At 37.0% G+C, this 24,892-nt stretch carries 25 protein-coding genes; 13 read left to right on the plus strand and 12 right to left on the minus strand.

Annotation, left to right across the window (positions count from 1 at the left end; all coding sequences use genetic code 11):
• Positions 1-10: 10 nt before the first annotated feature.
• Positions 11-319: a metal-sulfur cluster assembly factor gene (locus tag H0173_RS03710; protein WP_221844622.1), complete on the minus strand. Its 309-nt coding sequence runs from the start codon at positions 317-319 to the stop codon at positions 11-13.
• A 71-nt stretch (positions 320-390) separates the two neighbouring features.
• The gene (locus H0173_RS03715; RefSeq protein ID WP_221844624.1) at positions 391-1,167 is read right to left on the minus strand and encodes an alpha/beta fold hydrolase; all 777 of its coding nucleotides are present in this window, start codon (positions 1,165-1,167) and stop codon (positions 391-393) included.
• A gap of 265 nt (positions 1,168-1,432) precedes the next feature.
• Between H0173_RS03715 and H0173_RS03720 the strand changes: the two genes are divergently transcribed.
• The 3 genes from H0173_RS03720 (at position 1,433) to H0173_RS03730 (ending at position 2,728) form a co-directional block, all read left to right on the plus strand.
• Positions 1,433-2,248, plus strand: a complete 816-nt coding sequence (locus tag H0173_RS03720; RefSeq protein ID WP_260630986.1) for a Cof-type HAD-IIB family hydrolase — start codon at positions 1,433-1,435, stop codon at positions 2,246-2,248.
• A 125-nt stretch (positions 2,249-2,373) separates the two neighbouring features.
• A complete protein-coding gene (locus tag H0173_RS03725) occupies positions 2,374-2,526 on the plus strand; it encodes a hypothetical protein (protein WP_221844626.1) in 153 nt (50 codons plus the stop codon).
• Position 2,527: 1 nt separating this feature from the next.
• Entirely contained in the window at positions 2,528-2,728 is a 201-nt protein-coding gene (locus H0173_RS03730; RefSeq protein ID WP_221844628.1) for a DUF3813 domain-containing protein, read from the plus strand.
• A gap of 33 nt (positions 2,729-2,761) precedes the next feature.
• Here the strand turns inward: H0173_RS03730 and H0173_RS03735 are convergent, their stop codons facing one another.
• Both H0173_RS03735 and H0173_RS03740 read right to left on the minus strand, forming a co-directional pair.
• Positions 2,762-3,169, minus strand: a complete 408-nt coding sequence (locus H0173_RS03735; protein WP_221844630.1) for a Gmad2 immunoglobulin-like domain-containing protein — start codon at positions 3,167-3,169, stop codon at positions 2,762-2,764.
• A gap of 20 nt (positions 3,170-3,189) precedes the next feature.
• Positions 3,190-4,020: a YitT family protein gene (locus tag H0173_RS03740; RefSeq protein WP_221844632.1), complete on the minus strand. Its 831-nt coding sequence runs from the start codon at positions 4,018-4,020 to the stop codon at positions 3,190-3,192.
• A gap of 115 nt (positions 4,021-4,135) precedes the next feature.
• Here H0173_RS03740 and H0173_RS03745 point away from each other — a divergent pair, with 115 nt between their 5' ends.
• Positions 4,136-4,993 carry a DegV family protein gene (locus H0173_RS03745; RefSeq protein ID WP_221844634.1) on the plus strand — a complete coding sequence of 286 codons (858 nt, stop codon included), beginning with the start codon at positions 4,136-4,138 and terminating at the stop codon, positions 4,991-4,993.
• A 110-nt stretch (positions 4,994-5,103) separates the two neighbouring features.
• Positions 5,104-5,235: a DUF3941 domain-containing protein gene (locus H0173_RS03750; RefSeq protein WP_221844636.1), complete on the plus strand. Its 132-nt coding sequence runs from the start codon at positions 5,104-5,106 to the stop codon at positions 5,233-5,235.
• Between the two features lie 36 nt (positions 5,236-5,271).
• On the opposite strand, the gene H0173_RS03755 is transcribed toward H0173_RS03750, so the two are convergent.
• A complete protein-coding gene (locus H0173_RS03755) occupies positions 5,272-6,135 on the minus strand; it encodes a CvfB family protein (protein WP_221844638.1) in 864 nt (287 codons plus the stop codon).
• A 167-nt stretch (positions 6,136-6,302) separates the two neighbouring features.
• Between H0173_RS03755 and H0173_RS03760 the strand changes: the two genes are divergently transcribed.
• Positions 6,303-6,794, plus strand: coding sequence for a YajQ family cyclic di-GMP-binding protein (locus H0173_RS03760; protein ID WP_221844640.1), 492 nt, complete (start codon positions 6,303-6,305; stop codon positions 6,792-6,794).
• A 53-nt stretch (positions 6,795-6,847) separates the two neighbouring features.
• Here H0173_RS03760 and H0173_RS03765 read toward each other — a convergent pair whose 3' ends face one another.
• Entirely contained in the window at positions 6,848-8,380 is a 1,533-nt protein-coding gene (locus H0173_RS03765) for an alpha-amylase family glycosyl hydrolase (RefSeq protein WP_221844642.1), read from the minus strand.
• A gap of 286 nt (positions 8,381-8,666) precedes the next feature.
• Here H0173_RS03765 and H0173_RS03770 point away from each other — a divergent pair, with 286 nt between their 5' ends.
• Entirely contained in the window at positions 8,667-9,230 is a 564-nt protein-coding gene (locus H0173_RS03770) for a DUF2777 domain-containing protein (protein ID WP_221844644.1), read from the plus strand.
• 42 nt (positions 9,231-9,272) lie between these two features.
• Here H0173_RS03770 and H0173_RS03775 read toward each other — a convergent pair whose 3' ends face one another.
• The 4 genes from H0173_RS03775 to H0173_RS03790 all read right to left on the minus strand — a co-directional run bounded on the left by H0173_RS03775 (position 9,273) and on the right by H0173_RS03790 (position 15,370).
• Positions 9,273-12,191: a bifunctional diguanylate cyclase/phosphodiesterase gene (locus H0173_RS03775; protein WP_221844646.1), complete on the minus strand. Its 2,919-nt coding sequence runs from the start codon at positions 12,189-12,191 to the stop codon at positions 9,273-9,275.
• Between the two features lie 140 nt (positions 12,192-12,331).
• Positions 12,332-12,688, minus strand: a complete 357-nt coding sequence (locus H0173_RS03780; protein WP_221844649.1) for a YisL family protein — start codon at positions 12,686-12,688, stop codon at positions 12,332-12,334.
• A 144-nt stretch (positions 12,689-12,832) separates the two neighbouring features.
• A complete protein-coding gene (locus tag H0173_RS03785) occupies positions 12,833-13,729 on the minus strand; it encodes a fumarylacetoacetate hydrolase family protein (RefSeq protein WP_221844651.1) in 897 nt (298 codons plus the stop codon).
• Between the two features lie 48 nt (positions 13,730-13,777).
• Complete coding sequence (locus H0173_RS03790; protein ID WP_221844653.1) at positions 13,778-15,370, minus strand: long-chain-fatty-acid--CoA ligase; 1,593 nt, start codon at positions 15,368-15,370, stop codon at positions 13,778-13,780.
• A 181-nt stretch (positions 15,371-15,551) separates the two neighbouring features.
• On the opposite strand from H0173_RS03790, the gene H0173_RS03795 reads away from it, so the two are divergent.
• The 6 genes from H0173_RS03795 to H0173_RS03820 are packed head-to-tail and all read left to right on the plus strand — an operon-like array spanning position 15,552 to position 17,508.
• Positions 15,552-15,773 (plus strand): spore germination protein, encoded by a 222-nt coding sequence (locus H0173_RS03795; protein ID WP_221844656.1) that lies wholly within the window; start codon positions 15,552-15,554, stop codon positions 15,771-15,773.
• A 16-nt stretch (positions 15,774-15,789) separates the two neighbouring features.
• Positions 15,790-16,026 (plus strand): spore germination protein GerPB, encoded by a 237-nt coding sequence (locus H0173_RS03800; protein WP_221844658.1) that lies wholly within the window; start codon positions 15,790-15,792, stop codon positions 16,024-16,026.
• Between the two features lie 50 nt (positions 16,027-16,076).
• Complete coding sequence (gene gerPC / locus H0173_RS03805; protein ID WP_221844660.1) at positions 16,077-16,703, plus strand: spore germination protein GerPC; 627 nt, start codon at positions 16,077-16,079, stop codon at positions 16,701-16,703.
• Complete coding sequence (locus H0173_RS03810) at positions 16,700-16,876, plus strand: spore gernimation protein GerPD (RefSeq protein WP_221844662.1); 177 nt, start codon at positions 16,700-16,702, stop codon at positions 16,874-16,876. The genes gerPC and H0173_RS03810 overlap by 4 nt, the downstream gene beginning before the upstream one ends.
• Positions 16,877-16,882: 6 nt before the next feature.
• A complete protein-coding gene (locus tag H0173_RS03815) occupies positions 16,883-17,251 on the plus strand; it encodes a spore germination protein GerPE (protein WP_221844664.1) in 369 nt (122 codons plus the stop codon).
• A gap of 38 nt (positions 17,252-17,289) precedes the next feature.
• Positions 17,290-17,508 (plus strand): spore germination protein, encoded by a 219-nt coding sequence (locus H0173_RS03820; protein WP_221844666.1) that lies wholly within the window; start codon positions 17,290-17,292, stop codon positions 17,506-17,508.
• A 48-nt stretch (positions 17,509-17,556) separates the two neighbouring features.
• Here H0173_RS03820 and addA read toward each other — a convergent pair whose 3' ends face one another.
• Positions 17,557-21,312: a helicase-exonuclease AddAB subunit AddA gene (gene addA / locus H0173_RS03825; RefSeq protein WP_221844668.1), complete on the minus strand. Its 3,756-nt coding sequence runs from the start codon at positions 21,310-21,312 to the stop codon at positions 17,557-17,559.
• A complete protein-coding gene (gene addB / locus H0173_RS03830; protein ID WP_221844670.1) occupies positions 21,290-24,793 on the minus strand; it encodes a helicase-exonuclease AddAB subunit AddB in 3,504 nt (1,167 codons plus the stop codon). Before addB ends, addA begins: the two co-directional genes overlap by 23 nt.
• Positions 24,794-24,892: the final 99 nt, after the last annotated feature.

Raw genomic sequence — 24,892 nt, forward strand, 5'->3', positions numbered from 1 at the left:
GTATTCACCTCTACCGAACCCCTAATGCAATCTTCGCATATCGGGACATTCTATCCTTGGACCATGGCGGATTCCAAACAATATTAACTTCCGTATCCTTTACTTCCGGAATATCAGCCAAAGCACTCTTAACATTATCAACAATTGTTCCAGCTAGAGGACAGCCCATTGATGTTAGTGTCATATCGATAGTTACTGTTCCAGCGTCATCCATTTTTACATCGTAAACTAATCCAAGATTTACGATATCCACACCAAGTTCAGGGTCAACAACGAGCTCAAGTGCTCCCATAATACTGTCCTTTAAATCTTGATCCATTTCAAACACTCCTTCTTCTATGTATCTTATGCTATCTTATCAAAAATAATTTGAATAATGAATGATTAGCATCACTTTGACAATAAATGTGTTTCAAACCATTTTACTGTTTCTAAAACTCCATTCGTGCTAACCTTATGACCTGCTTTTTCCTCACTAATAAACTGTAGATAATTAGGCACTTCATCATATAAAGGTCTAACCGTTTCATAAAAATGAAAGGCAGGGCCAAATGGTACTACTGAATCCTGCTTGCCATGCCAGAACAGCAACGGCCTGTTATTAAGCTTTTCCGGCTGTAAGCTTAAATCAAGATTTCTAATTTTGTTCATTAGTTGAGTCATCTCTTCCTCTGTTAAAGGAAGATCAATTCCATTGCGTTTAAGTTCATCAATTTGCTGAAGAGCAAACTTTTCATAATATGGCATCCCCATTAAGCTCACTGCTGCCTTAATCCAGGAATACTGCGAAAGTGAACCTAATGTAATAATACCGCCCATTGATGTACCGACAACACCTATTCTTTCTGGGTCAATCAATTTCTTTTCTTCAAAAAAGTCCTTTACTTTAGCAAGCTCTTCTATTGTTTGAATAATTATATCCCAAAAGTGGATATTTAATTGCTGTCCTGTTAAACCGATACTTCTTTCCCCATGATGTAGCGCCTCAGGCAGTACAACACGGAACCCTTTTTCAGCAAGAAGGTAAGCATAATGCAGATTAAACTCCTTCCTGCTTGAAAAACCGTGAATAAATATCACTAACGGTAGTTTTTCCTCTCGTTTGTTCGCACAAACTATATGCAAAAAAGGAATGTCATTAATTTTAGCATTTTCTACTGTAATCAATGTTAAACCTCCTACTGATTTCGCCATAGCGAAATTACACGTTAAACAAATTTAAAATTTATGTTAATTAATAATGAAATCGTTAATTTTTTACAAAACGAACGAATATTTGTTAACATAGTGGTTATAGTTAATTATTCTGTTTCAAAATAAGGATTAAAGGGTACGTAGAGGGAACAGATAATTTTAGTGTACCATGTGGACTTTTATTTTCCTAAGCATTGCACTTGAAATAGAAAAAAATGTATAAGAAGGTGTTGTTATTATGGCAGAAAAACATTTAATTGCACTAGATCTTGACGGGACTTTATTAAAAGACAATAAAACAATATCCCAAAATACAAAGAAAGTAATACAAAAAGCCCGCGAAGAAGGGCATATTGTCATGATTGCAACTGGAAGACCTTTTCGTTCAAGTGAAATTTATTATAAAGAAATGAATCTTGATACTCCAATTGTTAATTTCAATGGTGCCTTTGTGCATCATCCAAAGGATAAGAGCTGGGGAGTTTATCATTCCCCATTTGAAGTCGATATCGCAAAAGAAATTGTTGAAGCATGCAGCTCATTTCATTTTCATAACATCATTGCAGAAGTCATTGATGACGTTTATTTTCATTATCAGGATAAGAAACTATTAGAAATATTTGGCTTTGGCGAGCCTCATGTAACGACTGGTGATTTGAGAAGTTTTCTTCAAACATCCCCTACCAGTATGCTGATTCATACTGATCAGGAGCATGTGAAATCGATTCGTGATCACCTATCAAGTTTGCATGCAGAAGTAATCGATCACCGCAGCTGGGCTGCTCCTTATCATGTCATTGAAATTGTGAAAGCTGGATTGAATAAAGCGGTTGGTCTCAAAAAAGCTGCTGATTATTTCCAAATTCCTTCAGAAAGAATTATTGCTTTTGGCGATGAAGATAATGACCTCGAAATGCTTGATTATGCAGGCTATGGAATTGCAATGGGAAATGCAATTGATGAATTGAAATCAATTGCCAAAGAAGTGACCTTAACAAATGAAGAAGATGGGGTCGCTGTTTACTTAAATGATTTATTAAATTTAAAATTATAATTTTGACTGTTTGTAGAAAAAGCACCATCATATTCCCCTTTTTAAAATGGCTGATTAGCATATACTAATCAACGAGGAAGCAGTTATCCTGCTTTCACAATCAACTTCACTTGGAGGGGATTCGAATGGGTAAACGTAATAAATCTAAACGCTTTGTACAACAAGGTTCAGATTCAGTTAAAAAGCATGCAGAACGTATCCCATATCGCTCAACTTACGCAGAGGCTGAAGCTGAAAAAATGGCTAATGTGAAAGAATCCACTCTTGGAGGAATTTAGCATGGGGAACAGGCTGTTTCAAGAAACTAGACAATCTGTTGACATGGCTAAAAATGCTGATTCCTCTGATCGATTAGCAGCTGTGAATAAAGCAAAGAACGCTTTAAGCTCAGCCTATGCAAACTCGACAAGGGCAGAGCAAGCGCAGCTTGCGGAAATGCAGCAGGAGCTGGACAGCATTTCCTCTAATCTCCAATCATAAAAATTTAACAAGCTGACATTAAATGTCAGCTTGTTAAATTTTTTCTAATGTCACAGGCAGTGCATTGATCATTTTTCCTTCTTTGTTACGTTCATATAAATAAAGAATGATTGTTCCGCTATTAGGAAAGCTTTCCTCTTGAATGTTAATATTTATTGTAAAAGGTGACCATTCAGGAAAGTGTTTCTTCGTTGTTTGCTTCTTTTCTGAGATAAATTCGTTATGCCCATCCTCCACTAAATAATAAAATTCGCCACTTTCAGGTCGTGCCTCACCAGTTACAGTATAGCGCCCTTTATTACCGCTTACCTCTATGTTTTGAAATGCTTCCATGGCAGCCTCCTCCTTTTCATTATAGCTAACCAAAGAATGTACCATTTCTTCAGCATATGGCGAATAAGAGCCAATAATGAATAAATAAGTTAAAATAGCATAAAGCATTTTATCCCTCCAGAGGTTAATTATTCCTTTCGGAAGAACCCAAGCACACCAACAGTTTGCACAATATTAGTAAAAGCATTTGAATCTACTTCTTTAATTATCCTCTCGATATCAAATAATTCATACCGTGTTATAACAGTCATAAGAATTTCTTTATCCTCATTCGTAAATGATCCTCTTGCAGGTATAATCGTAATGCCCCTTAGCAGTTTTTCATGAATGACTTTCTTCATTTCTGCTGATTTTTTTGTAATAATCATGACTGTTAACTTTTCATGTCTCGTGTGTATTGCATCAATAACTCTTGTAGAAACATAAAGAGTTACAATTGTATACAATGCTTTTTCCCAGCCGAAGAGAGCACCGGCCGTAATAATAATGATTCCATTAAGGATGAAGAAATACGTACCGATCGGCTTATCCTTTAGACGAGAAAGAATCATTGCAATAATGTCCATCCCCCCTGTTGAAGCACCCCACTTTAAAGTTAATCCTACACCAACAGCTCCGATGACTCCGCCAAAGACCGCATTTAATAAAATATCATCCGAAAATTGCTTTTCAGGAATCACTTCCAAAAAGAATGACATTAGCAACACACTCAAGAAGCTATAAAGAGTAAATGATCTGCCTACCTTTTTCCATCCTAGAATAGCAACTGGAATATTTAAGAGAAACAGGAGCACTCCTGTTGAAAGACTCCCTCCTAAAATGCTTGATATTAGCTGAGCCGTTCCAGCAAATCCGCTCGAATAAATATTGGCGGGAATTAAGAAAAAATTCATAGCAATTGCTCCAAGCAAAGCACCAAATAAAACAACAATAAACTTCTTTATTCTTAGCCAAATCATATGTTACCACCTACCTAACTTATTAGTTATTACCCAAAAATGGTATTTATATTGTCTTTTCTTCCTATTTTCTATAAACTTAAGATTATATAGTTTGGAAAGCAGGTGAATATGTATGTCAGTAAAAATTTTGACAGACAGCGCATGTGATTTACCTTTACATTATTATGAAGAAAATAACATTACTCTTTTTCCATTAAAAGTCCACTTAGACGATACTGAATATGAAGATTTAGTTACGATAAATCCGAAAACCGTTTATGAAGCAATACGCCAGGGAAAGGTGCCAAAAACATCCCAGGCTTCACCGTTAGCGTTTGAAGAAGCTTTTACAAACATGGCAAAAAACAATGAAGATGGAATATATATTGCATTTTCTTCAGAATTATCTGGTACATATCAAACGGCAGTTATGATTCTTGAGCAAGTTAAGGAGCAGTATCCCGATTTTAAATTAACCATTATAGACACAAAATGTGCATCACTTGGGTATGGAATAATTGTTCAAGAGGCTGTAAAGCTTGCTAAGGAAAACGCTTCTAAAGAAACGATTTTAGAAGAAATTGTATTCCAATCCAAGCATATGGAGCATCTATTCACTGTCCACGATCTTGACTATCTTGCAAAGGGCGGCCGTGTCTCGAAAGCCTCAGCTTTCCTTGGCGGTTTATTAAACATTAAGCCATTATTAAATGTTGAAGATGGAAAGCTTGTTCCCATTGAAAAACATCGAGGCAAAAAGAAACTTATGCGCCGTATTCTTGAAATTATGAAAGAACGCGGAGAAGCTCTTGATCGTCAAGTTATTGGTATTAGCCATGCAGATGATGAAGAAACTGCTTTAGAAATGAAAGAAATGATTACTCAGGAATTTAACGTAAAAAATGTTTTCATTTCCTCAATAGGTGCAGCAATTGGTTCCCATACAGGACCGGGTACAATCGCAATTTTTTTCCTAAATAAAGCAAAATAGCCAGTTGGCATACATACGAATACTCCTTTTATTTTTACAGACACTATCATTAGACAACCTTGATAAAAGGTTGAAATTTGTTAGCAAGATAAGGAAGGAGTAATCATATTATGCCCCGTACTTCTGATAATGATAAAAAAGCGAAGGATAATAATGCCCTTCGCCATGAAAAAAATATGATGCGTGAAAAAAATCGAAAAGCAGGAAAAAACCAGTATTCGAAAAAGACCGATCATTTATAAAAATAACCGAGCAAGCTTTACACTTGCTCGGTTATTTTATTCCTCCTTTATATAAGTCCAGTTTTCTTCCTGATAGACTTTTCCTTCCTTCATTAACCGACCCAGTGCTCGTTTAAAGGAAGCCTTGCTCATCTGAAAACGGTCTTGTATATCTTCCGGAGCACTCTTATCACTATAAGGCATAGCCCCATTCCGTAATTTTAAATAAGAAAGAATTTTATCTGAATCCTCATCAAGTGATTCTTGTTTTCTCGGAGCTAGCGAAACATTGATTGTTCCGTCTTCTTTTACATCAATAATTCTTCCTTCCACTCGTTCTCCCAGCCGTGGTTCTGTACCGCGCTGAGACTCATGGATGAAACCTTTAAAGCCTTCAGCCGTTATAATCCAGCTTCCAACCTTTGCTGTTCTGTAAATATGTCCATGAATGTTTTTATTAAAATCCTGCCTCGTTGCTTTTACTGACAGTTGTTCAATAACCGGATCAGTAGCCAGCTTCACATAAATACGGTTATTACGATTCACTCTAAGTGTAATGTAAAGTAAATCCCCTGCTTGTGGCCATACAGATTTATGGACTGGAAGATCTTCTTTGCCAAGCAGCATATCCTTTTTTATGCCAATATTTACAAATACACCAAGTCCTGCTTGAACATCACCAACAACTGCCCATCCGTAGGATTCAGTCGTAATGCTAGGAATTGTTGTGGTCGCCGCGACTCTTCCTTTTGAATCTGTGTAAAGGAAAACATCTACTTCCTGACCTTCTTCTAATTCTTTGTCTGCATCATTCTGATGCAAAAGAACATCCTCAGTACCATCTGATAAAAAATAACCAAAATCAGCAAGTCTTTCAACCTTTAGCGTAACTATTCGGCCAATATATTCATTAATCGACATTTATATCCTCCTTTAAATAAAACCCTTAATCTATACTAAATGAGCATGAACTCCTAAAGTTGTTTGGACTGCTATATTTTACTATAATTATAAGTAAAGTAAAACTTCTTTTCAAAAGTCCCCATCTTTATAGCTTTTGAGAAGATAGGAAGCTTAAGGAGGCATTTATGTCAAAAGAGAGTTCATTTGATATTGTATCCAAAGTTGACTTTTCGGAAGTAAGTAACGCCATTAATATTGCACTGAAAGAAATTCAAACACGGTATGATTTTAAAGGCAGCAAGAGTACAGCTTCACTTGATAAAGAAGAACTCGTGCTTATTTCCGATGATGAGTACAAGCTTGGACAGCTTAAAGATGTATTATTAAGTAAGATGATAAGAAGAGGCATCCCGATAAAAAATCTCGATTACGGGAAAATTGAACCAGCTTCAGGCGGTACCGTACGCCAGAGAGCTAAGATAGCCCAAGGAATTGACAAAGAAAATGCAAAGAAAATTAATCTTCTTATTAAGAACAGCGGCCTAAAAGTAAAAAGCCAAATTCAGGATGATCAAATACGTGTTACCGGAAAAAGCCGTGACGAACTGCAAAAGATTATTACAGCGGTTAAAGATGCTGACTTAACAGTAGAAGTTCAATTTGTTAATTACCGTTAATATTATTCACAAAAGAAGCCAAAGGGGCATCCTTTGGCTTTTTTACTTATTAATTATTCTTGAGATTGCTTTCGCTTCGATCTTCTCCAAACAGTGATGATGAATCCAATAAACGCTCCATATACTACAATGGTAGCAATAACATATGGGATGTTAATACCCGATTTCGGTGATAATACATAAATCTCGGCTTCTTCTCTATCAATAAAAAGTTTATATTGATGATCTTCACTCTTAGCAAGATCATTTGTCAATAAACCACGAAGCTCTTTGTTATCAGCTAATTCATCTGCATTTATTGTAATATTCCGTGACTCTGAACTGTTATTAATAAGAATAACAGTCGTTTCATCTTCATATGTCCGTTTATACGCTTGAACCCCATTTTCCTCAGCAAGCAGCTTCAAATCTCCTCTTGTTAAGCTAGGATAAGAGTTACGGACTTCTGCGAGCTTAGTTATATAATCAATAAGATCCTTATCCGTCCTAAAGTCCATCTTTCTATGATTATCGGGACCAAGTCCTCCATCTAAAGCAATTTCACTGCCATAATATAAAATAGGTATGCCTGGAACTGTATAAAGGTACGTTAATGCTAACTTCCATCTTGGACCAGGATGCTGATTTTTTGAAATGATGTCACGGGTATAACGTACTAATTTATGATCATCTAGCAATGAACCCATTAAGTATGGGTTTTTGTAGACTGACAATAACTCTTCCGTTTTGGCCGAAAGCTTATTCAAGGACTGGTCGACTTCCACAAAAGCTGGTCTTAGCGACTCTGTAAGCGGAAAATCTAAAAACCCATCGATTCCTGTATCTTCATATTCAGTTATCATTTGAGGATCATTAGATCTAACCTCTCCTAAAATGTAAAAGTCCTTCTTAACATTTTTTGCTCCTTTAACAAAATCTGTTAAAAAGCCTTTAGGAACTCCGGTAACTTCATCAAGATAATATCCATCTATATTCGTTTCCGTAATCCACCATTTTGCAGCATCCAATAAATAATCTTTTACCTCAGTGTTGTCAAGATTCAAGCTAGGAAGATTGTTCAGCCAATCATTTTCAATATCCACTCCATCATGAGGATGGCTGGCTTCTGAAAGCCAATCTTTCTTTGCCGGGTCACTCACCCACGAATGATTTGGCCCAACATGATTAATCGGAAAATCTAAAATCACTTTCATATTCCGGTTATGTATTTCCTTCACAAGCTTTTTAAACTCATCAATCGTACCAAAATGCTCCTCCGTATTGTAAAAGTCCTTTATCCAATACCCATGGTAGCCTTTGTCTTCATTATCAAATATAGGTGTGAGCCATATTGTGGTAAAGCCCATATCTTTTATGTAATCAAGCTTTTTTATGATTCCCAGAAAATCTCCGCCATGATAGCTTAGCGGGTCCTTAACATTTACATGAAAATCATTGTTATAATCCCCATTTTCGTAGCGGTCCACCATTAAAAAATAAATTGATTCATCTTGCCATCTTCTATCTTCTTTTTCTACTGCTCCTACTGGCAGAGCGTAAAAAAGAAGCAACGGAATTAAGCTCAGAGCCAACACTCTTTTCACCATCTCCGCTCCCCCCTTCTATTACAAACAAGCTAATATACAACTCCTTTAGATTAGCCTTTTTCCCCCTATTCCGTCAAATTTTTGAGGTGTCTCACCTATATTTTTCTTTATTTATGTAGATGAATTTAGGTATTCATCCCTATCAGAAAATCTAATTAGAGAATATCTTTATTTATAGGGATAATTTTTCAAATAATTAAAATGGAAAATAATAATGTATTTAAAGTTATAAAAATAGAAGAAACTGTCTAAAAAGATTCTTGAGGGAATTAGATGGAGGTTTAATATGAATAAACAGCAGCGAACGAAACTGATAGAATATCAAACCCGTGCCTTTATCGAAGGGACCATTGAATATATTAATGATCAATGGGTATTTTTTGATAAAGAAACTGATGAAGCATCATTACTTGAAGAATTCCTCCACCAGGATATTGAGGTTTTTCGCTTAAAGCGCTGGAAAAAAGGAATTTTACATGAGGAAGGTAAATTATCAGCTGACAATGAAGTTCTACTGCTTAAAGATCAAGACACCATTAGAATACGAAAGCATCTGGTTTTTTCGCTTGAAAAGCTGCTTGAAGGGATGAATGATGATGCGTTTTTCCAATTCATCACAACATTAAATTCCTTACGGTTTTCAGTTTATGATTGCATTTATTGCTATAACCAGCTCTCTTTCCTTGATCACAACGAGAGGAAAAGCGGTGTGAACTTTATTGTTTTTGATAATCAGGACCATATTTGCAATGTACAGCATCATTTTAGCTATTTTGAAAAAATGAATGACCGCTTTGAATTTACATTAAACAGTGGTAAAAGAATGGTTATTGAAAAAATATCTTCATAAAAAGGTGACTCACTGCTGAGGTGAGTCACCTTTAAATCTCTTCTATCTCTCCATTTTAGCTAATTCCTTTAAGCCTTTTTCAAAATCGGTAATTTTAAGCGGCCTATGAATATAGAATCCTTGAGCATAATGGCAATTAAGCTCCTTAAGAAGCTCAATTTGTTCCTTTGTTTCAACTCCTTCTGCTACTACCTTTACCTCGAGACCATGACCCATTGTAATAATAGCTTTTACGATGGCAATATCATATGTGTCTTCACGTAAATTATTTATAAAAGAACGATCAATCTTTAATGTGTTGATCGGTAAATCCTTTAAATAACTCAATGAAGAGTAACCCGTGCCAAAATCGTCAATTGAAACCTTTACCCCTAGTTGTTGAAGATCCCGCATTATGGGAATGCTGTAATCTATATTAGTCAACATCGTACTTTCAGTTAACTCCAACGTTAAGTATTGGGGATCCAAATTTGATTCATTTAGAGCCTGTTTAACGTCATTCATAAATCCAGGCTGCTGAAATTGATAGGCCGAAACATTGACAGCAACAGATAGATGATGATTTCCAAGTGTCTGCCACTTTTTATTTTGGTTACATGCAGTTTGAAGCACCCATCTTCCTATTTCTTGGATAATCCCTGTTTCCTCTGCAAGTGGGATAAATTCTGCAGGCGATACTAGCCCAAGCTTTGGGTGGTTCCAGCGAATAAGTGCTTCACTGCCGTAAATTTTTCCAGTTTCTAAATCTATTAAAGGCTGATACATTAAATAAAATTCATCTTTATGGAGGGCTTTTCGCAAATAGCTCTCTAATTCTAGCCTATTCATAGCTTGATCATTCATTTCAGTAGAGAAGAATGTAATCCGGTTCCCTCCCTGATCTTTCGAACGATTTGTGGCATTATCAGCATTCTTTAATAATTCATGCTCATTTGTGCCGTCTTCAGGATAAAAGCTCACTCCGATGCTTGCAGTCACGAAGAATTCCTGGTTTTCGTGATGAACTGGCTTCGAAATCTCTGTTAGTATCGATTTTGATACTTTCATTACCTCATCTATTTGTACATCCTTTGAGAGGATCACAGTAAATTTATCCCCGCTAAATCTTCCAATATAAGATCCGCTTGGAAGAACCTTTTCTATTCGATAAGCGAGCTCCTTAAGAATCAAATCTCCCGCAAAATGCCCCAAACTATCATTGATTAATTTAAAACGGTCAATATCAATCGAAAGGACAGCTAGCATTCGTTTTTTCTTTTTTGCGCGCCGCAGCATTTCTTCAAGCTGTTCAGTAAACCTCATTCGGTTAGGCAGACCTGTATCATGATCAAAATTCGCTAATTCTGTGATCTTTTCCTCAATTTTCTTCTGCTCGGTCATGTTCTTGCCAATTACATAGAGCCCGATACATTCGCCATCTATAAAAATGGGTATATTCTTAAAATGAATTAGATTCATTTCTCCATTCTTTGATAGAATAGTAGCGTTATAATATTGTTCTTTCCCCTTAATAGCTCTGAAAAAATGCATTCGAACCCTAGGAATATCTTCACTAATAACGTATTTTAAGGAGGAAGTGCCAATCACTTCTTCACGCTCATATCCAAATATCTCATTAAATATAGGATTCACATTTGTGAAGTGGCCTTGTAAATCAGTACAGTAAACTATATCTGTATTATTATTGAACAAGGATTGATGAAATTGCTCAGATATCGTTAAGCTGTCATTCAATTGTCTAAAATCTTCTTGTGATGCTTCCATTAATTGCGTAAGCGAAGTTAAAGTTTTTAAATGTTCAGGCATTGCATATTTAAAGGTTAGTCCGCGGTTCGATTTATTTTCAGATGTTTGTTCAGAAAGAGATAAATACGTTAAAGATCCTCCACCAAACAGAGATGTACCTTGTTTTACTGTAAATACCTCCCCATTCGTGAAAAAGCCATTTGCAGGAGCAATAGTCTGAAGCATCAATAGTTCCTTTTCTGAAAAGTCATGTGCAATCCGCTGACGGGATAAGCTATTATATACAAAAATAGTTTCAACCGATTTCTTCGCTATTTGCTTGAACCCTTGTAATGTACTCTCAATCGTTGCCTCTATATCAGGATAGGAAAAGGAAAGTAGTTCACCCTCGCTTACGCTTTTACTTACCCTAATTGCTCCATTTTTCAAAATTCCCAAAATATATATCGGGGTTTTTTCTCCTTTATGACTGATGAATGGAAATTCAAATTTTGAGTGAGCAAATTCTTTAATAAAGCCTTCACCCAAATATTGTTTTAAAATTTGAACAGGCTTTTTCTTGTCTAAGGAATAAATAGTATCTTCATTTGCCTTTGTAATTGCAAAAGTTTTTCCAATTTCCTGCCAATTAAAGTGGTTATTCACTTGGGCATACAGCTGTTTACTTTGAAGCGCAACCCCAACGACTCCTTGACTGGTTAAATCATTACCTGCCATTGAATAGGATACATGATTTAATCCACAAGTCCCAGCCGTCCCTCCTGAAACGACTAGTTGTGGATTTCCATCATATACACCCTCCAATAAAGATTGATAATTCACTTTTTCCCCAGCAGCAAATAAAATAAGTGCTTTTGTATCAAAATCTATTATTTGCTGGGCAATTTTTTTGCCCATATCATAGCTATTTTCAAAGGATTTTTGTTGAAGGAGGATTGTACGCAATTCTGTTTTTTCAAATATTGTAAAAGATAGGATTGTGTTATTTTCTTTAATCCTTCCTTCAAAAATACCAGATGAAGTTGTACACCCGATGACTGTGGCTTGAGGGAGCATTTCTTTTAGGGTGCATTGCAAATCTATTATGTACTCCCTTTCTGTAATCCCTGAAAAAATTTGAACGAGCAGGCTAGGATACTCACTCAGTTCATGCTTTTCTATAAAACTATTTAATTGACTTTTATTTTCATAAAGACTAGTCATTGTTTTTGCCATCGATCCACCACTAATTTGTGACATATTTATATGATAAAAATACCACAAAAACCGAAATGTTCATATGTCTAAAAAAAGAAAAAGCTGCCTTTTTAGCAGCTTTTTACTAGAAATTTGACAATTTTTATCAAAAATTCGCTTTATGATAGGAAAGTTAACGGAAGTTTAACAAAACCTAAATATAAAACCGCTATAAAAGCGATTAGGAACAATACCCAAAACATAGCTGTATTCTTTCCTTTTATAGTACGGACAAGGATCATTTCAAAAAATCCGATCACGACTACTCCAAGTAATGACTTTAAGATATAAAGCATACTAATACTATGAAGTGAACTTAAAATCCAAATACCAGTCCCAATTATTAATAAATAGAATAGTCTCAAAATCATTTGAACGACTTTTAATGCCCTTGTTTTCCCGCTTTTATGTAAACCTAAAGCGACTAAGAAAAGTACAATTGCTAAAACCCAAGTTGTAATGTGTGCATGAATCATTATGCAGCCTCCTTAACTAAAATCGTTTTCATCATATCACATTTGGCACATAATTCCTAAGTATTAGCTTTAATAATTATTTATCCAAAAAAGGGGTCACACCCTATAACTGTTAAGTGTCTGACCCCTTTATTTCAACGATAGTTATTCAATTCTATTTGATAAAGTTCCAATCTTTTCTATAGTAATCTCCACTTTATCCCCTGTTTTCAGGAATCTTGGCGGCTTAAAGCCTTTTCCTACCCCTGCAGGTGTCCCAGTTGCAATAATGTCTCCCGGTTCAAGCGTCATACCTGCTGAGAGTACAGAAATCACCTCTTCAACAGGAAATATAAAATTTTCTGTATTAGAGTTTTGTCTTATTTCTCCATTGACGATTGTTTCAATATGTAGATGATTCGGATTTCCAACAGCTGAAGCATGGACAATCCATGGTCCCATCGGGCATGTCGTGTCAAGACTTTTACCAATAAAGAATTGCTTATGCCGTGCCTGCAAATCTCTTGCCGTAATATCATTAATGATTGTATAGCCGAAAATGTAATCCAGCGCTTCTTCCTTCGTAATCCCTCTGCCTTTTTTGCCAATAACAATTGCCAATTCACCTTCATAATCCAGCTGTTCGGTTATGTCTGCATGGCTTAGCACAGAATCATTATTGCCAATAACTGTCGTTGGTGCTTTCGTAAACACCATCACATGCTCTGGAATATCATCCTTGCTTCCCATTTCAATTGCATGTTCAGCATAATTCTTACCAACACAAAAGATATTCTTTGCTGGTCTTGGAATTGGCGCCATAAGTGTAGCCGCTTCAATCGGAATAAAAATATCCTCATTCCTCCAAGCCCAATCTACTATTTCATTTACCTTATCAATGAAATTATTCTCTAGAGCAATACATTCTGCTAATGTATCTGGAAATACCCTATGTCCTGATTTTAATTCTGTTGCCTTATTAAGTGGCAGAATTTTCGTTTCATCCTTATTTAAAATACCAACAAAAATTTCTCCAGCCCACTCTGCTGTAACAAATTTCATAATAACACCTCATTTTTTTGAACTACATGCATCGTTTTTCATATCTGTTTAATTTACAAATTTGCTGGAATTCCCTTTTGCTTCCCAATAATCATTTCGCAGATGAATTTTTTGAATCTTTCCTGAAGCTGTTTTTGGCAAAGCGTCCACAAACGTAACACCTGAAACCGTTTTAAAATGAGCGAGCTTTTCTCTAGTAAAAGAAATAAAATCCTGCTCTGTAACATTTTGATTTTCTCGTACAACAATAAATGCGTGTGGTGTTTCTCCCCATTTCTCATGAGGAACAGCAATGACAGCCGCTTCTAAAACTGCCGGATGCTCATATAATACTCCTTCAATTTCAATAGAAGAAATATTTTCTCCTCCACTTATAATAATATCCTTCTTCCGATCGACAATATCTATATTTCCATACTGATCAACTGTTGCCATGTCCCCTGTATAAAGCCAGCCGTTTTTAATTGCCTCCATTGTCGCCTCTTCGTTTTTCCAATATCCTTTCATAACACCGTTACTTCTAGTAATGACCTCTCCAATTTCCTTTCCGTTATGGACTACCTCTTCCCCGTATTCATTTACCACCTTTACTTCACAGCCAATCATCGGATATCCTGCCTTTGCCTTCATTCTATACTGATTTTCTATTGGCAAAGATGCAAGATGGGAACGGATCGCAGAAACAGTACTTAACGGAGATGATTCTGTCATCCCATATACTTGTAAAAACTCCCATCCTAGTACTCTTTCAACTGTAGAAACAAAAGCTGGTGGCGGGGCCGAACCGGCAATGACTACTCTCAAACTCTGCTTGGTTGTTATGTTATTTTTTTCATGATATTGAATGAGCGAATTCAAAACCGTTGGTGCCATATGGATGATTGATACTTTGTGCTTCTCAATAGCGGCAAAGATTGCCTCTGGAGATGCTTTTCTTAAACATACTTGTGAAGAACCGTTGGCAGTGTAATAAAAAGGTGATCCCCATCCATTTACATGGAACATTGGGAGGACATGCAAGAGTACGTCAGAATCTTGAACTCGAAGATGATGCATGGTTGAGAGCGCGTGCAAATAATTATTTCGATGTGTCAGCATTACTCCCTTTGGATTACCTGTTGTTCCACTCGTATATAATAAACTGCAAACATCGTTTTCATCTAAAGGTTCTCGATTGAATGGCTGTTCTGGCTGACTACATAGCCATGCATCATAATCTGTCTCCTCACATTCATCCTCCTTATAATGGATAATGATTTTTTCAACTGTTTTCAGTTCAGCTTTTATCGGAGCTATCAGATTATATAAATCCTGGTCAACGAACAAAACTTTTGTTTCGCTATGATTTAAGATAAATAAGTAGTCATCTGGCTTTAGACGAATATTCAACGGAACCATGACAGCCCCTAGCTGAAAAACTCCGTAAAAACCTTCCAGCATTTCAACCGTGTTAGGCGCTAAATAAGCTATCCTGTCTCCCTTTTTCACTCCTAGCTCCTTTAAGCCATGAGATAATTGATTCACCCGATTATTTAATTCCTTGTATGTAAAAATTCGATCATCACAAAAAATCGCTTCCTTTGAACCATACAATGATACGGCACGGTCTAAAAACTGGCTTAAAACTAAAGGGACATACACAATCCAACACCTCACTGAATATTTGATAAATTCTAAAAATATATTAACACATTATCGGATGGAATAGGTTTATTTTACCTTTTATGGTGTATGTTTTACTGAAGAAGAATTTGTTTCTAGGCACAATCTGTGCTTAGGCACATAGGATAGTAAGAGAAATAATTGTAAAGGGATGTTATACATGCCGGCTATCGTTGGAGTTGCTCAAGTCGTTTCAATATCAGGCGGCGGAGTATTTCATATTGGAGACGTCTATAAGATTATGCCAGTAGCAAATGCTAAAACCTTTTCAGGAGCTGGTTCCTTTAATACGGGTGATGGCCTTACTATTTATAATCGCCAGAGCAGTACGAACACCTATGATACAGATGGGATAGATCAAGGAATTTTATTAAATGCTTAACAATTAGGGTGAAGAAATGAACTTCTATATTAATCAATCCATTAATATTAATTTTATTAAAATTGGCGGTATTACAAACTCCTCTGTTCTTCAAATCGGCAGTGCTGGAGTGATCAGACCCGCTTCCTATTTATATAACACTGGAGGGTTTACACAGCCTGCTCCTAAAGCTGTTCAGCCTGGAGGTGAAGTAATCGGAGGTGAAGGATTATTAGAGGCTCCTTCTGTGCCGCTGCACTCTGCTGGAAGATGATGAAAAAATAAGTTTTTTGTTCTGACTTGGAAACAAGTGAGGTGGTTTGATTGAATCAAGATATATACTCTTACCTTCAAAAGATGCACATCTTTATCGAAGCCCAGGAAAGACGAATTAGCCAATTGGAACAAAAGGTAAAACAATTAGAAAAGCAAACAAAAGAATTGCAGTCCCGACCACCTATTAATGTTGACAGGATAGAATACAAATTTGATCAATTAAAAGTTGAGTCCCTTGATGGAACATTAAATATCGGGTTAAATCCGGCCGATATGCAAGGGATTGAAGATTTTGCAGTAAATAATCAAGGAATAAAAACTCCGTTTCAGCCAAAAGTTCAGTTTCAAAGATCAATGGAAATAGAGGATGAAATCTATAAATATTTAGAAACCGAGTTACCAAATGTCATACAAGAAACTGCAGCTCCAATGAATATAAATGTTGATGAAAACTATTTAACTTTTATCAAGGAAGACATAACAAAACAATTACCTAGCCGAATTGATTATTATTTGAAACAACAACAACAAGCTGCAGGGCAAAATATGAATGATGGCCGAACAGACAATGGTAATGAACAAATACTTGATAAGCTAAAAAGTGAAATTAAGAATGGTGTTCATATTTTTCTAAGCAATCTGCCAGACAACACGAAAGGAATGAAAAATGAATGAATTTTGAAGTGTATAATCGGGATATATCTGTTGGAAACATTCGAGTTATTGGTGTTTCCAGTTCTGCTTTACTTATGGTTGGAGACGCACAAACGATCCAACTGGCCTCGGTTTTTGATACCCCTGCTGAATCATTAATAATTGGCCCCTCGGTCCCATTAGCACCGAAGTGATTCTACATGCTTAGCAGAACGTCCATTGTCGATCATTTACATGTAGATACTACGATTTTTTCATCGGTTGTCCAAATTGGGGATTCAAAATTTATTCAAGGCTTCTCCCGCGCTTTAGCTGATCAGCGGGAAACAGATGTTTTTTTTGGCAATGAAGGAAGCTTTGAAGCCTTTTATGCCTTTACTAAACCAATTCCAATCCCCCCCATTAATGACTATGTTGCTATGCAAACGACCAACCTTTGCCCAGCAATTAAAGTTAATAATATATTCATTAACGGGGTATCTACAACTGGAATTGTTCATATCGGCAGCAGCCAGCATATATCTTTGGAAGCAAGAATCAAGCATATTAGAGAATTGTTGCCGAGGTAAAAATAGCATGAAATAAAAATTAATAAAGGAAGATTTATATGCCCGCAATTATTGGTCCGGTACAAATTTTGAATGTCGGAGGTGGGGTTGTTCATTTCGGGGATTCTCTTTATCTATCACCTAAAAGCACTGCAAAATCATTTGCTGGCCAAGGTTCATTAAGTACAGGTGGCTTAGTTATTGCAAATAATGGTTTAAGTGCTACAAATACGGTCGATACAAATCTAATTGACCAGCCTATCGCTGGTAATAATTAATAAAAAACGGTAAGGACCTAATGTAAAAGCCTTACCGTTTTTTATTAATTAAATTTTTATCGTATGACCGCCATCAAAGAAAAATAAATATCGCTCATTCACTTCTCTTTTGAATATTTGCTCTAATGCTCTGCCATACATATCAATTTGCACTCGATACCGATCTTCAAGATCAGGTCTTGCTTCAGCCATTCCGCCTTTAAAACGGTCGTTTATTTGGTCTGTTTTGTAATCTACAAGGACTAGTCCTTGTTCATCTTCAAATAAACAATCAATGATCCCTTGAATGAGTACAGCTTCCTCCTCGCCTTTCCATTGAGGGTAAATCTCGCTTGCAGGAAAAGAAATGCTAAATGGAATTTCTCTCTTAACTTCCTTTGCTCTTACCATTCTTTTTCCTAAATCAGAGTGAAAAAACTGCTCGATTAAATCGGGATCGATTGCTTCCCGTTGCTCATTTGTCAGTAGTTCATTCTGTACCATCTCATTCATTTTATCTGCGATCGAATCTACTGTTATTTGCTGATTCAAGTCAATATGCTGCATAACCATATGCATAGCCGTTCCCCGTTCAGCAGGAGATAAAGACTTTTCCTGCATGAATTGCGGTCTGTTTAATATCGGTTTGCTCAAACGCTTTATGATATCTAAGCCGCTTTCTTCAAGCGAAAAAATTTCCTTTTGTCGTTTAACTTCAGAAACAGATTGCTTTGAACGATTTTGGCTAGCCTCAATATGAGAGTATTTCCAAGATAGCTGTTCTTCAACAATACCTTTAAATTGAGATTGTACGGGAACTTCCTTACCAGAATAGACCATTTGTAAATAAGCATCTTTTTCCGATTCAATTTCTTCTGTAAGCTTTGCCACTTCTTCACTTTTTATTAATTGTACATCCCATACTGACGAATGATTAGTAATTTCACTTGAAATGAGCGGGCTAATACTCCCATCTCCTCTCAAAGATTCACAACCTTTATGTCTTATTAGAGCCGGTCCAATCCAATCAAGAAAACTACCTGCAGAAGCCCGATCAAATTCATTTAACAGCCAGCTTTCGATTTCAGCAGATTGCCTCCATATGTTCAGTTTCTTTGCGGCACTTTTTACAGAAGCTACTAAATAAAGCTTCTCCTTCGCCCTAGTTAAAGCTACATAGAGAACTCGCATTTCCTCTGATAGCATTTCCATTTTCTTCTTCCTTTTAAATGCAATCTGAGGAAGTGATGGATAAGAAATGCGTTTTTCAGCATTTACATATTTTGCAGCGAAGCCAAATTCCTTATCAAGCATAAAGGATTTTTTCAAATCCATCGTATTGAAATTCCTGCCCAGTCCAGCAATAAAAACAAATGGGAACTCTAGCCCCTTACTGCTATGGATCGTCATGAGACGAACAACATCCTCTTGTTCTCCCAATGCACGGGCAGCACCGAGATCATCTCCGCGATCCTGCATGCGCTCTATGAACCTTAAAAAGCGGAATAACCCTCTAAATGAGGTAGATTCATATTGCCGTGCCCGATCATAAAGAGCCCTAAGGTTTGCCTGTCTTTGTTTCCCACCGGGCATTCCCCCAACAAAGTCATAAAAACCCGTTTCCCGATATAAATGCCAAATAAGCTCTGATAAAGCTCCTTTTCTTGCCATTACTCGCCACTCCATCAGTCCATCAAAAAATGGACGAACCTTCTCATATAAGCCTTCATGTTCCGTTAAGGGCTTATTTATACAAAAGCCTGTCATAGCCTCGTAATAAGAAGCTCTTTTATTTTGAATTCTTATAGCAGCAAGCTCTGCCTCGGTTAAGCCAACGATTGGTGATCTTAATACAGCTGCAAGCGGGATATCCTGATATGGATTATCAATTATTTTTAAAAGTGACATCATAACGGATACTTCAGTTGCTTCAAAATAACCTGTAGACAAATTTGCGTAAACAGGTATTCCCTGCTGCCTGCATTCCTCCATGATCTGTGGTGCCCACGTCATAGAACGCAGAAGAATGACAATATCGCGGTATTGTGCTGGACGCCCAGATTTGGTTTTTGGATTATATACTTCTTTCCGCTCTGAAATTATTTCTTTTATTTTTGCTGCCATATATCGGGATTCTAGCTGTGATTGTGCTAGGTCAGCTGTATCAAAGCCAGCTTGTTCATCCTCTTGCGACACGTCTTCATCAGTGCTTTCTAAATCAATGACAGCCAGTTCAACTGGGTAATGAGTATCATCAGGATACGGAGCACCTGCTTTCAATTCAGCAGCATCATCATATTCTATCTCCCCAACAGAAACACCCATAATTTGTTTAAAAATATAGTTTGTGCCATGAAGGACTTCCTTCCGGCTTCTGAAGTTCTGAGCAAGGTCAATTCTTAATCCAGTATCTTCTCCATCTGAAGCGAATCGATTATATTTGCCTAAAAATAAATTAGGCTCTGCTAATCTAAATCGATAAATAGATTGCTTCACATCGCCAACCATAAATAAGTTTCCTGCCTGCTCGGAATCGATCGTCACTAACTGGAGAATGGCTTCCTGCACCATATTTGTATCTTGATATTCATCCACAAGTATTTCCTTAAACTGATTCCGGCAAGCAATGGCGGCATCTGATGGCATTAACCTTCCTGTATCATCCACTTCTGATAATATTTCTAAAGTATAATGTTCTAGATCAGCAAAATCCACCAGCCCTTTTTCTGTCTTCAATTGATGAAAGCGAGCTGAAAATTCTTTCACGATATAGACTAGCATTTCAATATGCTTCTTCATCTCTCTCATATCACGAATAAAGCTCTCCGGTTTGCGCGAAAAAAGTTCATCTTGAAGATCCTGTATAATCTTTTTTGCCTTATCTCTCAGTTTTTTTGCCTTCTCGATTAACTCGCTATCATACTCATCGCCCTTGCAATTTTTTGCTCTCCCAAATGACCATGATTGCATCGCTTGGTAAAGTGTTACCCATGAATCATTTTTTGCTTCGATTAGAGTGTGAACAACATGTATATCATCCAAAAAGTTTTCTGCTCTAGGGGCAGGACCGCCAGGCATTTTCGTGATTTCAAGCCCATATTCCAGCAGCCCCTTTACCCCTTTTAATTGCAAATCAATATCCCTCAGAAGTGCCTGAACAAAAGGCATTCCCTCAATCTCCGTATTTTCATCAACATTATACATCTCGATAATGGAATCCAAGTAATGATTGGGTGAAGGATTTGATCTTGCAAAATCATAAATATCCATGATTATATCCTGTAGAGCGGCATCACTCCTGTCATTCGTAAACGTATCAACAAGTGCAAAAAATTGATTATTTCCTTCTTTCCCATACTCTTCCTCAAAGAGGTCCTCCAGTACCTCATCTCTCAAAAGCTGTGCCTCTGTTTCATCCGCTATTCGAAAGCCAGGATCAATATCAATCATGTAATAATATTTTTTGATCATCTCTAAGCAGAAAGAGTGCAGAGTAGAGATTGAAGCTTTATTTAGCAGGCTCAGCTGTTTTCGCAAATGAGAGGACTTAGGGTCCTCATTAATCGCCTTTTCGAGAGCTTCCCCAATTCGATGTCTCATTTCCGCCGCCGAAGCATTTGTAAATGTAACGACGAGCAGTTCATCAACATTAATCGGTTCTTCATCTGAAATGATTTTATTAATAATCCGTTCAACAAGGACCGCTGTTTTTCCCGAACCTGCCGCTGCTGCAACAAGAATATCCTGTCCTTTTGCCATAATGGCCTTCCATTGATCATCTGTCCATGTTACGTTTTCAGGCTTAGCTGGAATGACTGCTTTCATGCTCCTCTACCTCCTTTCGAATACAATCAAGGGTTTCTTCTTTTCCTTGGGGGGCAAGCAAACGATATTCATTTGCTCCTAATGATTCATCAAATTGGCATATCGGCTTAAAAGAACAAAATGTACACGGGGTTTTATCCTTCATTTTATAAGGTGAAATATCTACCTTGCCTTCTGTAATTTGATTTCCTGTTTTCGTATATAAGTTGCGGACATATTTGCGTAAATGATCGAATTCTTGTTTGCTTGCTACTTTTGAACGTTTGGAAAGGGTCCCATCTTTCTTAAAGCCTGCAGAAATGATTGGGGAATCACCGTTCTCTAATGTTTGATCCATTAATTTAATTACGTTTTCTTCTCCTAAAATTAGCCCATTCATTTTAAACTTTTTGAAGATTTCCTGTTCAATATCATCAAGAGTGAGCATTTTCGAAGTACTGATCAATGGATTATGAACATGGAAATATAAAACACCTGCAGGGTCAGCATCTTTTCCTATGAGTGTACTCGAATGAGAAATAATAATATCTAAATAAGTCAGCATCTGTAGAGCTAGACCGTAGTAGACTTCATTCACATTTAAATCCTTTGAACTTGATTTATAATCGATTACTCGTAAAAATACGCCATTCTCATCTTCAGCTTTATCTACACGGTCAATTCTGCCGATTAATTCCATCTTCGTGCCATTTTTCAGCGGGAATGTTAATGGCGGCAAATCTGCTTTTGGCCCAAAGCCAAGCTCCAAGCCAACAGGAGCAAATCCGCTCATTTTTGCATGTTCGCTTAAAACAAAGGAGGCACGGCTAATAATTTGTTCAAGCTTCCGTTTTATATAGAAATGCCGATTAGAGCTAAGCAGGATTTCATTTTGCAGTTTTGGAGCAAGCATTTCAACTGCTTCCTGCGCAAGAATTTCACATTGCTCTTTCGTCAAATCGGTCCATAAAAGCTCTTTATTCATAACCGTTTCTGCAATGAATTTTAAAGCGGCATGGAATAATTCACCGATATCAGGAGCATCAAGACGGAATACTTGACGTTCCCTTAACTTTAATCCATGCTGTGCAAAATGCGAAAATGGACAGCCGTGGAAAAGCTCCATTCTCGATACACTCGCCTGAATGACATCTCCGTATAACTCTCTGCTAATATCTTCTTTCAACTGTTTTGTTTCATTTTCAAAATTCAAGCTTGATAATACTTTAAGAGCTTGTCTTCTCCAGCTGTCATGCTGCAAATAATAATTATAAATATCCCACCAAAAATCATAGATTGGATAACTTCTTTTCTTTAGCTGTAATTGAGACGTTAAATAGGCTAATGTTGTATTTAAATTGGAGGCATACTCCAGCTGTTCATCCTCTTTTAGTTCTGCGGGGTCAGATAAATAATCGTGCTGAACGCAATCTGGCAACAAATCTATTAGTCTTTTTATATAAGAAGACGGCAATAGTGCCTTCCCTTCTTCATTTGCAAGCGGATAACTAATAAATAACAAATCAGAAGGGGTAGCAAAAGCCTTGTAAGCGATGAATTCCTCATCAAGCAGACGTGTTCTTCCTGATGGCGCTATTTTTAATCCATTGACAAGGAGCTGCTCACGGTCACTATCCGCAAGCAATCCATCTTCAGAAAATTTAGCTGGAATAACGCCATCATTCATCCCAATGATGAACGCAGCTTTTACATCAGAAAGACGGGATCTCTCCAAATCCGCAGCCATTACCTGATCTAATGCTGGCGGGACAAGTGTGAATCGTAGAGACTCCATCCCCGCATCAAGAATGGCAGCAAACTCCTTCAAAGTGACGTCCTCTTCCCCAAGCATTTCGACATACTGATCCATCAGCTCCATAATGGCATTCCAGGCTTGTCCATGCTCACGGGATTTGACAAGATTCCCATTCTCGTCTTCTATTAATTTCCATTGTTCTAATTTCGATGGCACATCTAATTCTTCAAGATATAAATAAAGAGCTTCACAAAATTGCCGTCCGGTTGCAGCTTTTTTTAAGCGACGGGATAATCTAAGGATTGGCCCCGTAATGATGTCTCTTAAATCATTTAATTCTTGCTCAATTTCTTTTTCTTCATCCGTTTGCCCGAACGCTGCAAATTCCAGTCCTCTTATTCTTCTATAAACCCAACGTTTTTTGTTTGTCCATTTGTCTCCTTGAATGCCATAAGCTAAACAATAGTTTTCTAGCCTGTCCATTTGTTCTCTCAACCCGGCTGCACTTAATTTTGCAGGGAATAATAATTCCGTTTTTACCGCTCTAAAAATCGGTTCATAGCGCCAATTTCCGTTAATAATTTCTAAAGTTGACCGAATTAATTCTACTAGCGGATGGTAGAGCATTGTTCTTTTTTGATCAATGAAAAAAGGGATTTCGTAATCATGAAAAACAGTTTCGATAATATCATGATAATCTTGTCCATTTCTTGATAGTATCGCGATATCCCGATATCGAAGTCCTTCCGTTCGTACTAAACGATTTATTTTTCTCGCTATCCCTTCAATCTCTGCCCGGCGGTTCGCTGCATGTCCTATGTGTACAGCTGTTTCGCCCCTATAGCTTTCCGCAGGACGCGAGTCAAAGTTCGCTTCTAAATGCTTTAAGGAAGGATGCTCCCACCTATTTTGGCCGTTAAGAATTATTTCTTCGACTTTTAATCTATTTTGGGCTGCAATTTCATAAATGGTTTGACATGTTTCTCCAGACATTCTAAATAGATGCAGCTCATCAGGTGGAATGTCTTTAAATGGCTGATCAAGAGTAAATGTGATCGTTACCTTCTTACAAATTTTCATTAACTGTTCAACAATCATGTATTCCTGAGGAGTAAAGCTATAAAACCCATCAATATAAACTTCAGCATGGCGTAAATAGTTTGAATGAGCCGTCTTTTCCGTTAACAGCCGAAAGTAATCCTCAGAATCTACATATTTATCAATAAGGGACTCTTCAAAGCCTTTATAGATGAGTTCAAGATCATGAAGCTTATCCTGAAGTGCTTTGCCAGCCTTCCCATCTTTGAGCTGAGTCTGTTTCTCGGCTAGCTCCCCTGGACGAACACAATATCTTTTAAACTCTGTCATCATTTGTTCCATTTGCCCTATAAAGCCATTTTTATCGGCAGCACGCTGAAACAGTTTTAAATCATCCTTTTTTTCCTCAATAATCTTTCGGATGAGCATACTAATGCCAACGCTATTTAGATGATATCGGCTTAATCCGCCTGTTTCTTGCAGTATTCTCCATGCCAGGCGAGTAAAGGAGTAAACTTGGCTTCGGATCATTCCGCCAAGTCCAGGTGTTGTAATTAATTTATATTCTGATAAAAATGTCATTTGTTCCGGTACTAAATAAATGATGGGGTCACCATCGGGATTCGTAAAAAGTTCATCACGAATCTCACTTAAACAGCGGTCTGTTTTTCCGCTCCCTGAGCGGCCAATGATTAAACGAACGGACATAGACAGCCTCTCTTCCTTTCAGCAAATACCTTCTTTATACTATAAAATATTTTAACATATATGAGAGCATTTGTTTGGATTCGCCAGTGTAAAATTAAT

Origin of the sequence: Bacillus sp. S/N-304-OC-R1 (genome assembly GCF_019749375.1) — a bacterium.
Lineage (GTDB): Bacteria > Bacillota > Bacilli > Bacillales > Cytobacillaceae > Cytobacillus.

Bases quoted from the DNA above. Each gene is read 5' to 3' on its own strand.
- H0173_RS03815 (WP_221844664.1), top strand. From the start codon at position 16,883: ATGCTTAGCAGAACGTCCATTGTCGATCATTTACATGTAGATACTACG.
- H0173_RS03765 (WP_221844642.1), bottom strand. From the start codon at position 8,380: ATGGTGAAAAGAGTGTTGGCTCTGAGCTTAATTCCGTTGCTTCTTTTT.
- H0173_RS03755 (WP_221844638.1), bottom strand. From the start codon at position 6,135: ATGTCGATTAATGAATATATTGGCCGAATAGTTACGCTAAAGGTTGAA.
- H0173_RS03725 (WP_221844626.1), top strand. From the start codon at position 2,374: ATGGGTAAACGTAATAAATCTAAACGCTTTGTACAACAAGGTTCAGAT.
- H0173_RS03795 (WP_221844656.1), top strand. From the start codon at position 15,552: ATGCCGGCTATCGTTGGAGTTGCTCAAGTCGTTTCAATATCAGGCGGC.
- H0173_RS03730 (WP_221844628.1), top strand. From the start codon at position 2,528: ATGGGGAACAGGCTGTTTCAAGAAACTAGACAATCTGTTGACATGGCT.
- H0173_RS03760 (WP_221844640.1), top strand. From the start codon at position 6,303: ATGTCAAAAGAGAGTTCATTTGATATTGTATCCAAAGTTGACTTTTCG.
- H0173_RS03740 (WP_221844632.1), bottom strand. From the start codon at position 4,020: ATGATTTGGCTAAGAATAAAGAAGTTTATTGTTGTTTTATTTGGTGCT.
- H0173_RS03770 (WP_221844644.1), top strand. From the start codon at position 8,667: ATGAATAAACAGCAGCGAACGAAACTGATAGAATATCAAACCCGTGCC.
- H0173_RS03750 (WP_221844636.1), top strand. From the start codon at position 5,104: ATGCCCCGTACTTCTGATAATGATAAAAAAGCGAAGGATAATAATGCC.
- H0173_RS03735 (WP_221844630.1), bottom strand. From the start codon at position 3,169: ATGCTTTATGCTATTTTAACTTATTTATTCATTATTGGCTCTTATTCG.
- addB (WP_221844670.1), bottom strand. From the start codon at position 24,793: ATGTCCGTTCGTTTAATCATTGGCCGCTCAGGGAGCGGAAAAACAGAC.
- H0173_RS03710 (WP_221844622.1), bottom strand. From the start codon at position 319: ATGGATCAAGATTTAAAGGACAGTATTATGGGAGCACTTGAGCTCGTT.
- H0173_RS03780 (WP_221844649.1), bottom strand. From the start codon at position 12,688: ATGATTCATGCACACATTACAACTTGGGTTTTAGCAATTGTACTTTTC.
- H0173_RS03810 (WP_221844662.1), top strand. From the start codon at position 16,700: ATGAATTTTGAAGTGTATAATCGGGATATATCTGTTGGAAACATTCGA.
- H0173_RS03820 (WP_221844666.1), top strand. From the start codon at position 17,290: ATGCCCGCAATTATTGGTCCGGTACAAATTTTGAATGTCGGAGGTGGG.
- H0173_RS03745 (WP_221844634.1), top strand. From the start codon at position 4,136: ATGTCAGTAAAAATTTTGACAGACAGCGCATGTGATTTACCTTTACAT.
- H0173_RS03785 (WP_221844651.1), bottom strand. From the start codon at position 13,729: ATGAAATTTGTTACAGCAGAGTGGGCTGGAGAAATTTTTGTTGGTATT.
- addA (WP_221844668.1), bottom strand. From the start codon at position 21,312: ATGAAAGCAGTCATTCCAGCTAAGCCTGAAAACGTAACATGGACAGAT.
- H0173_RS03720 (WP_260630986.1), top strand. From the start codon at position 1,433: ATGGCAGAAAAACATTTAATTGCACTAGATCTTGACGGGACTTTATTA.
- H0173_RS03800 (WP_221844658.1), top strand. From the start codon at position 15,790: ATGAACTTCTATATTAATCAATCCATTAATATTAATTTTATTAAAATT.
- H0173_RS03775 (WP_221844646.1), bottom strand. From the start codon at position 12,191: ATGGCAAAAACAATGACTAGTCTTTATGAAAATAAAAGTCAATTAAAT.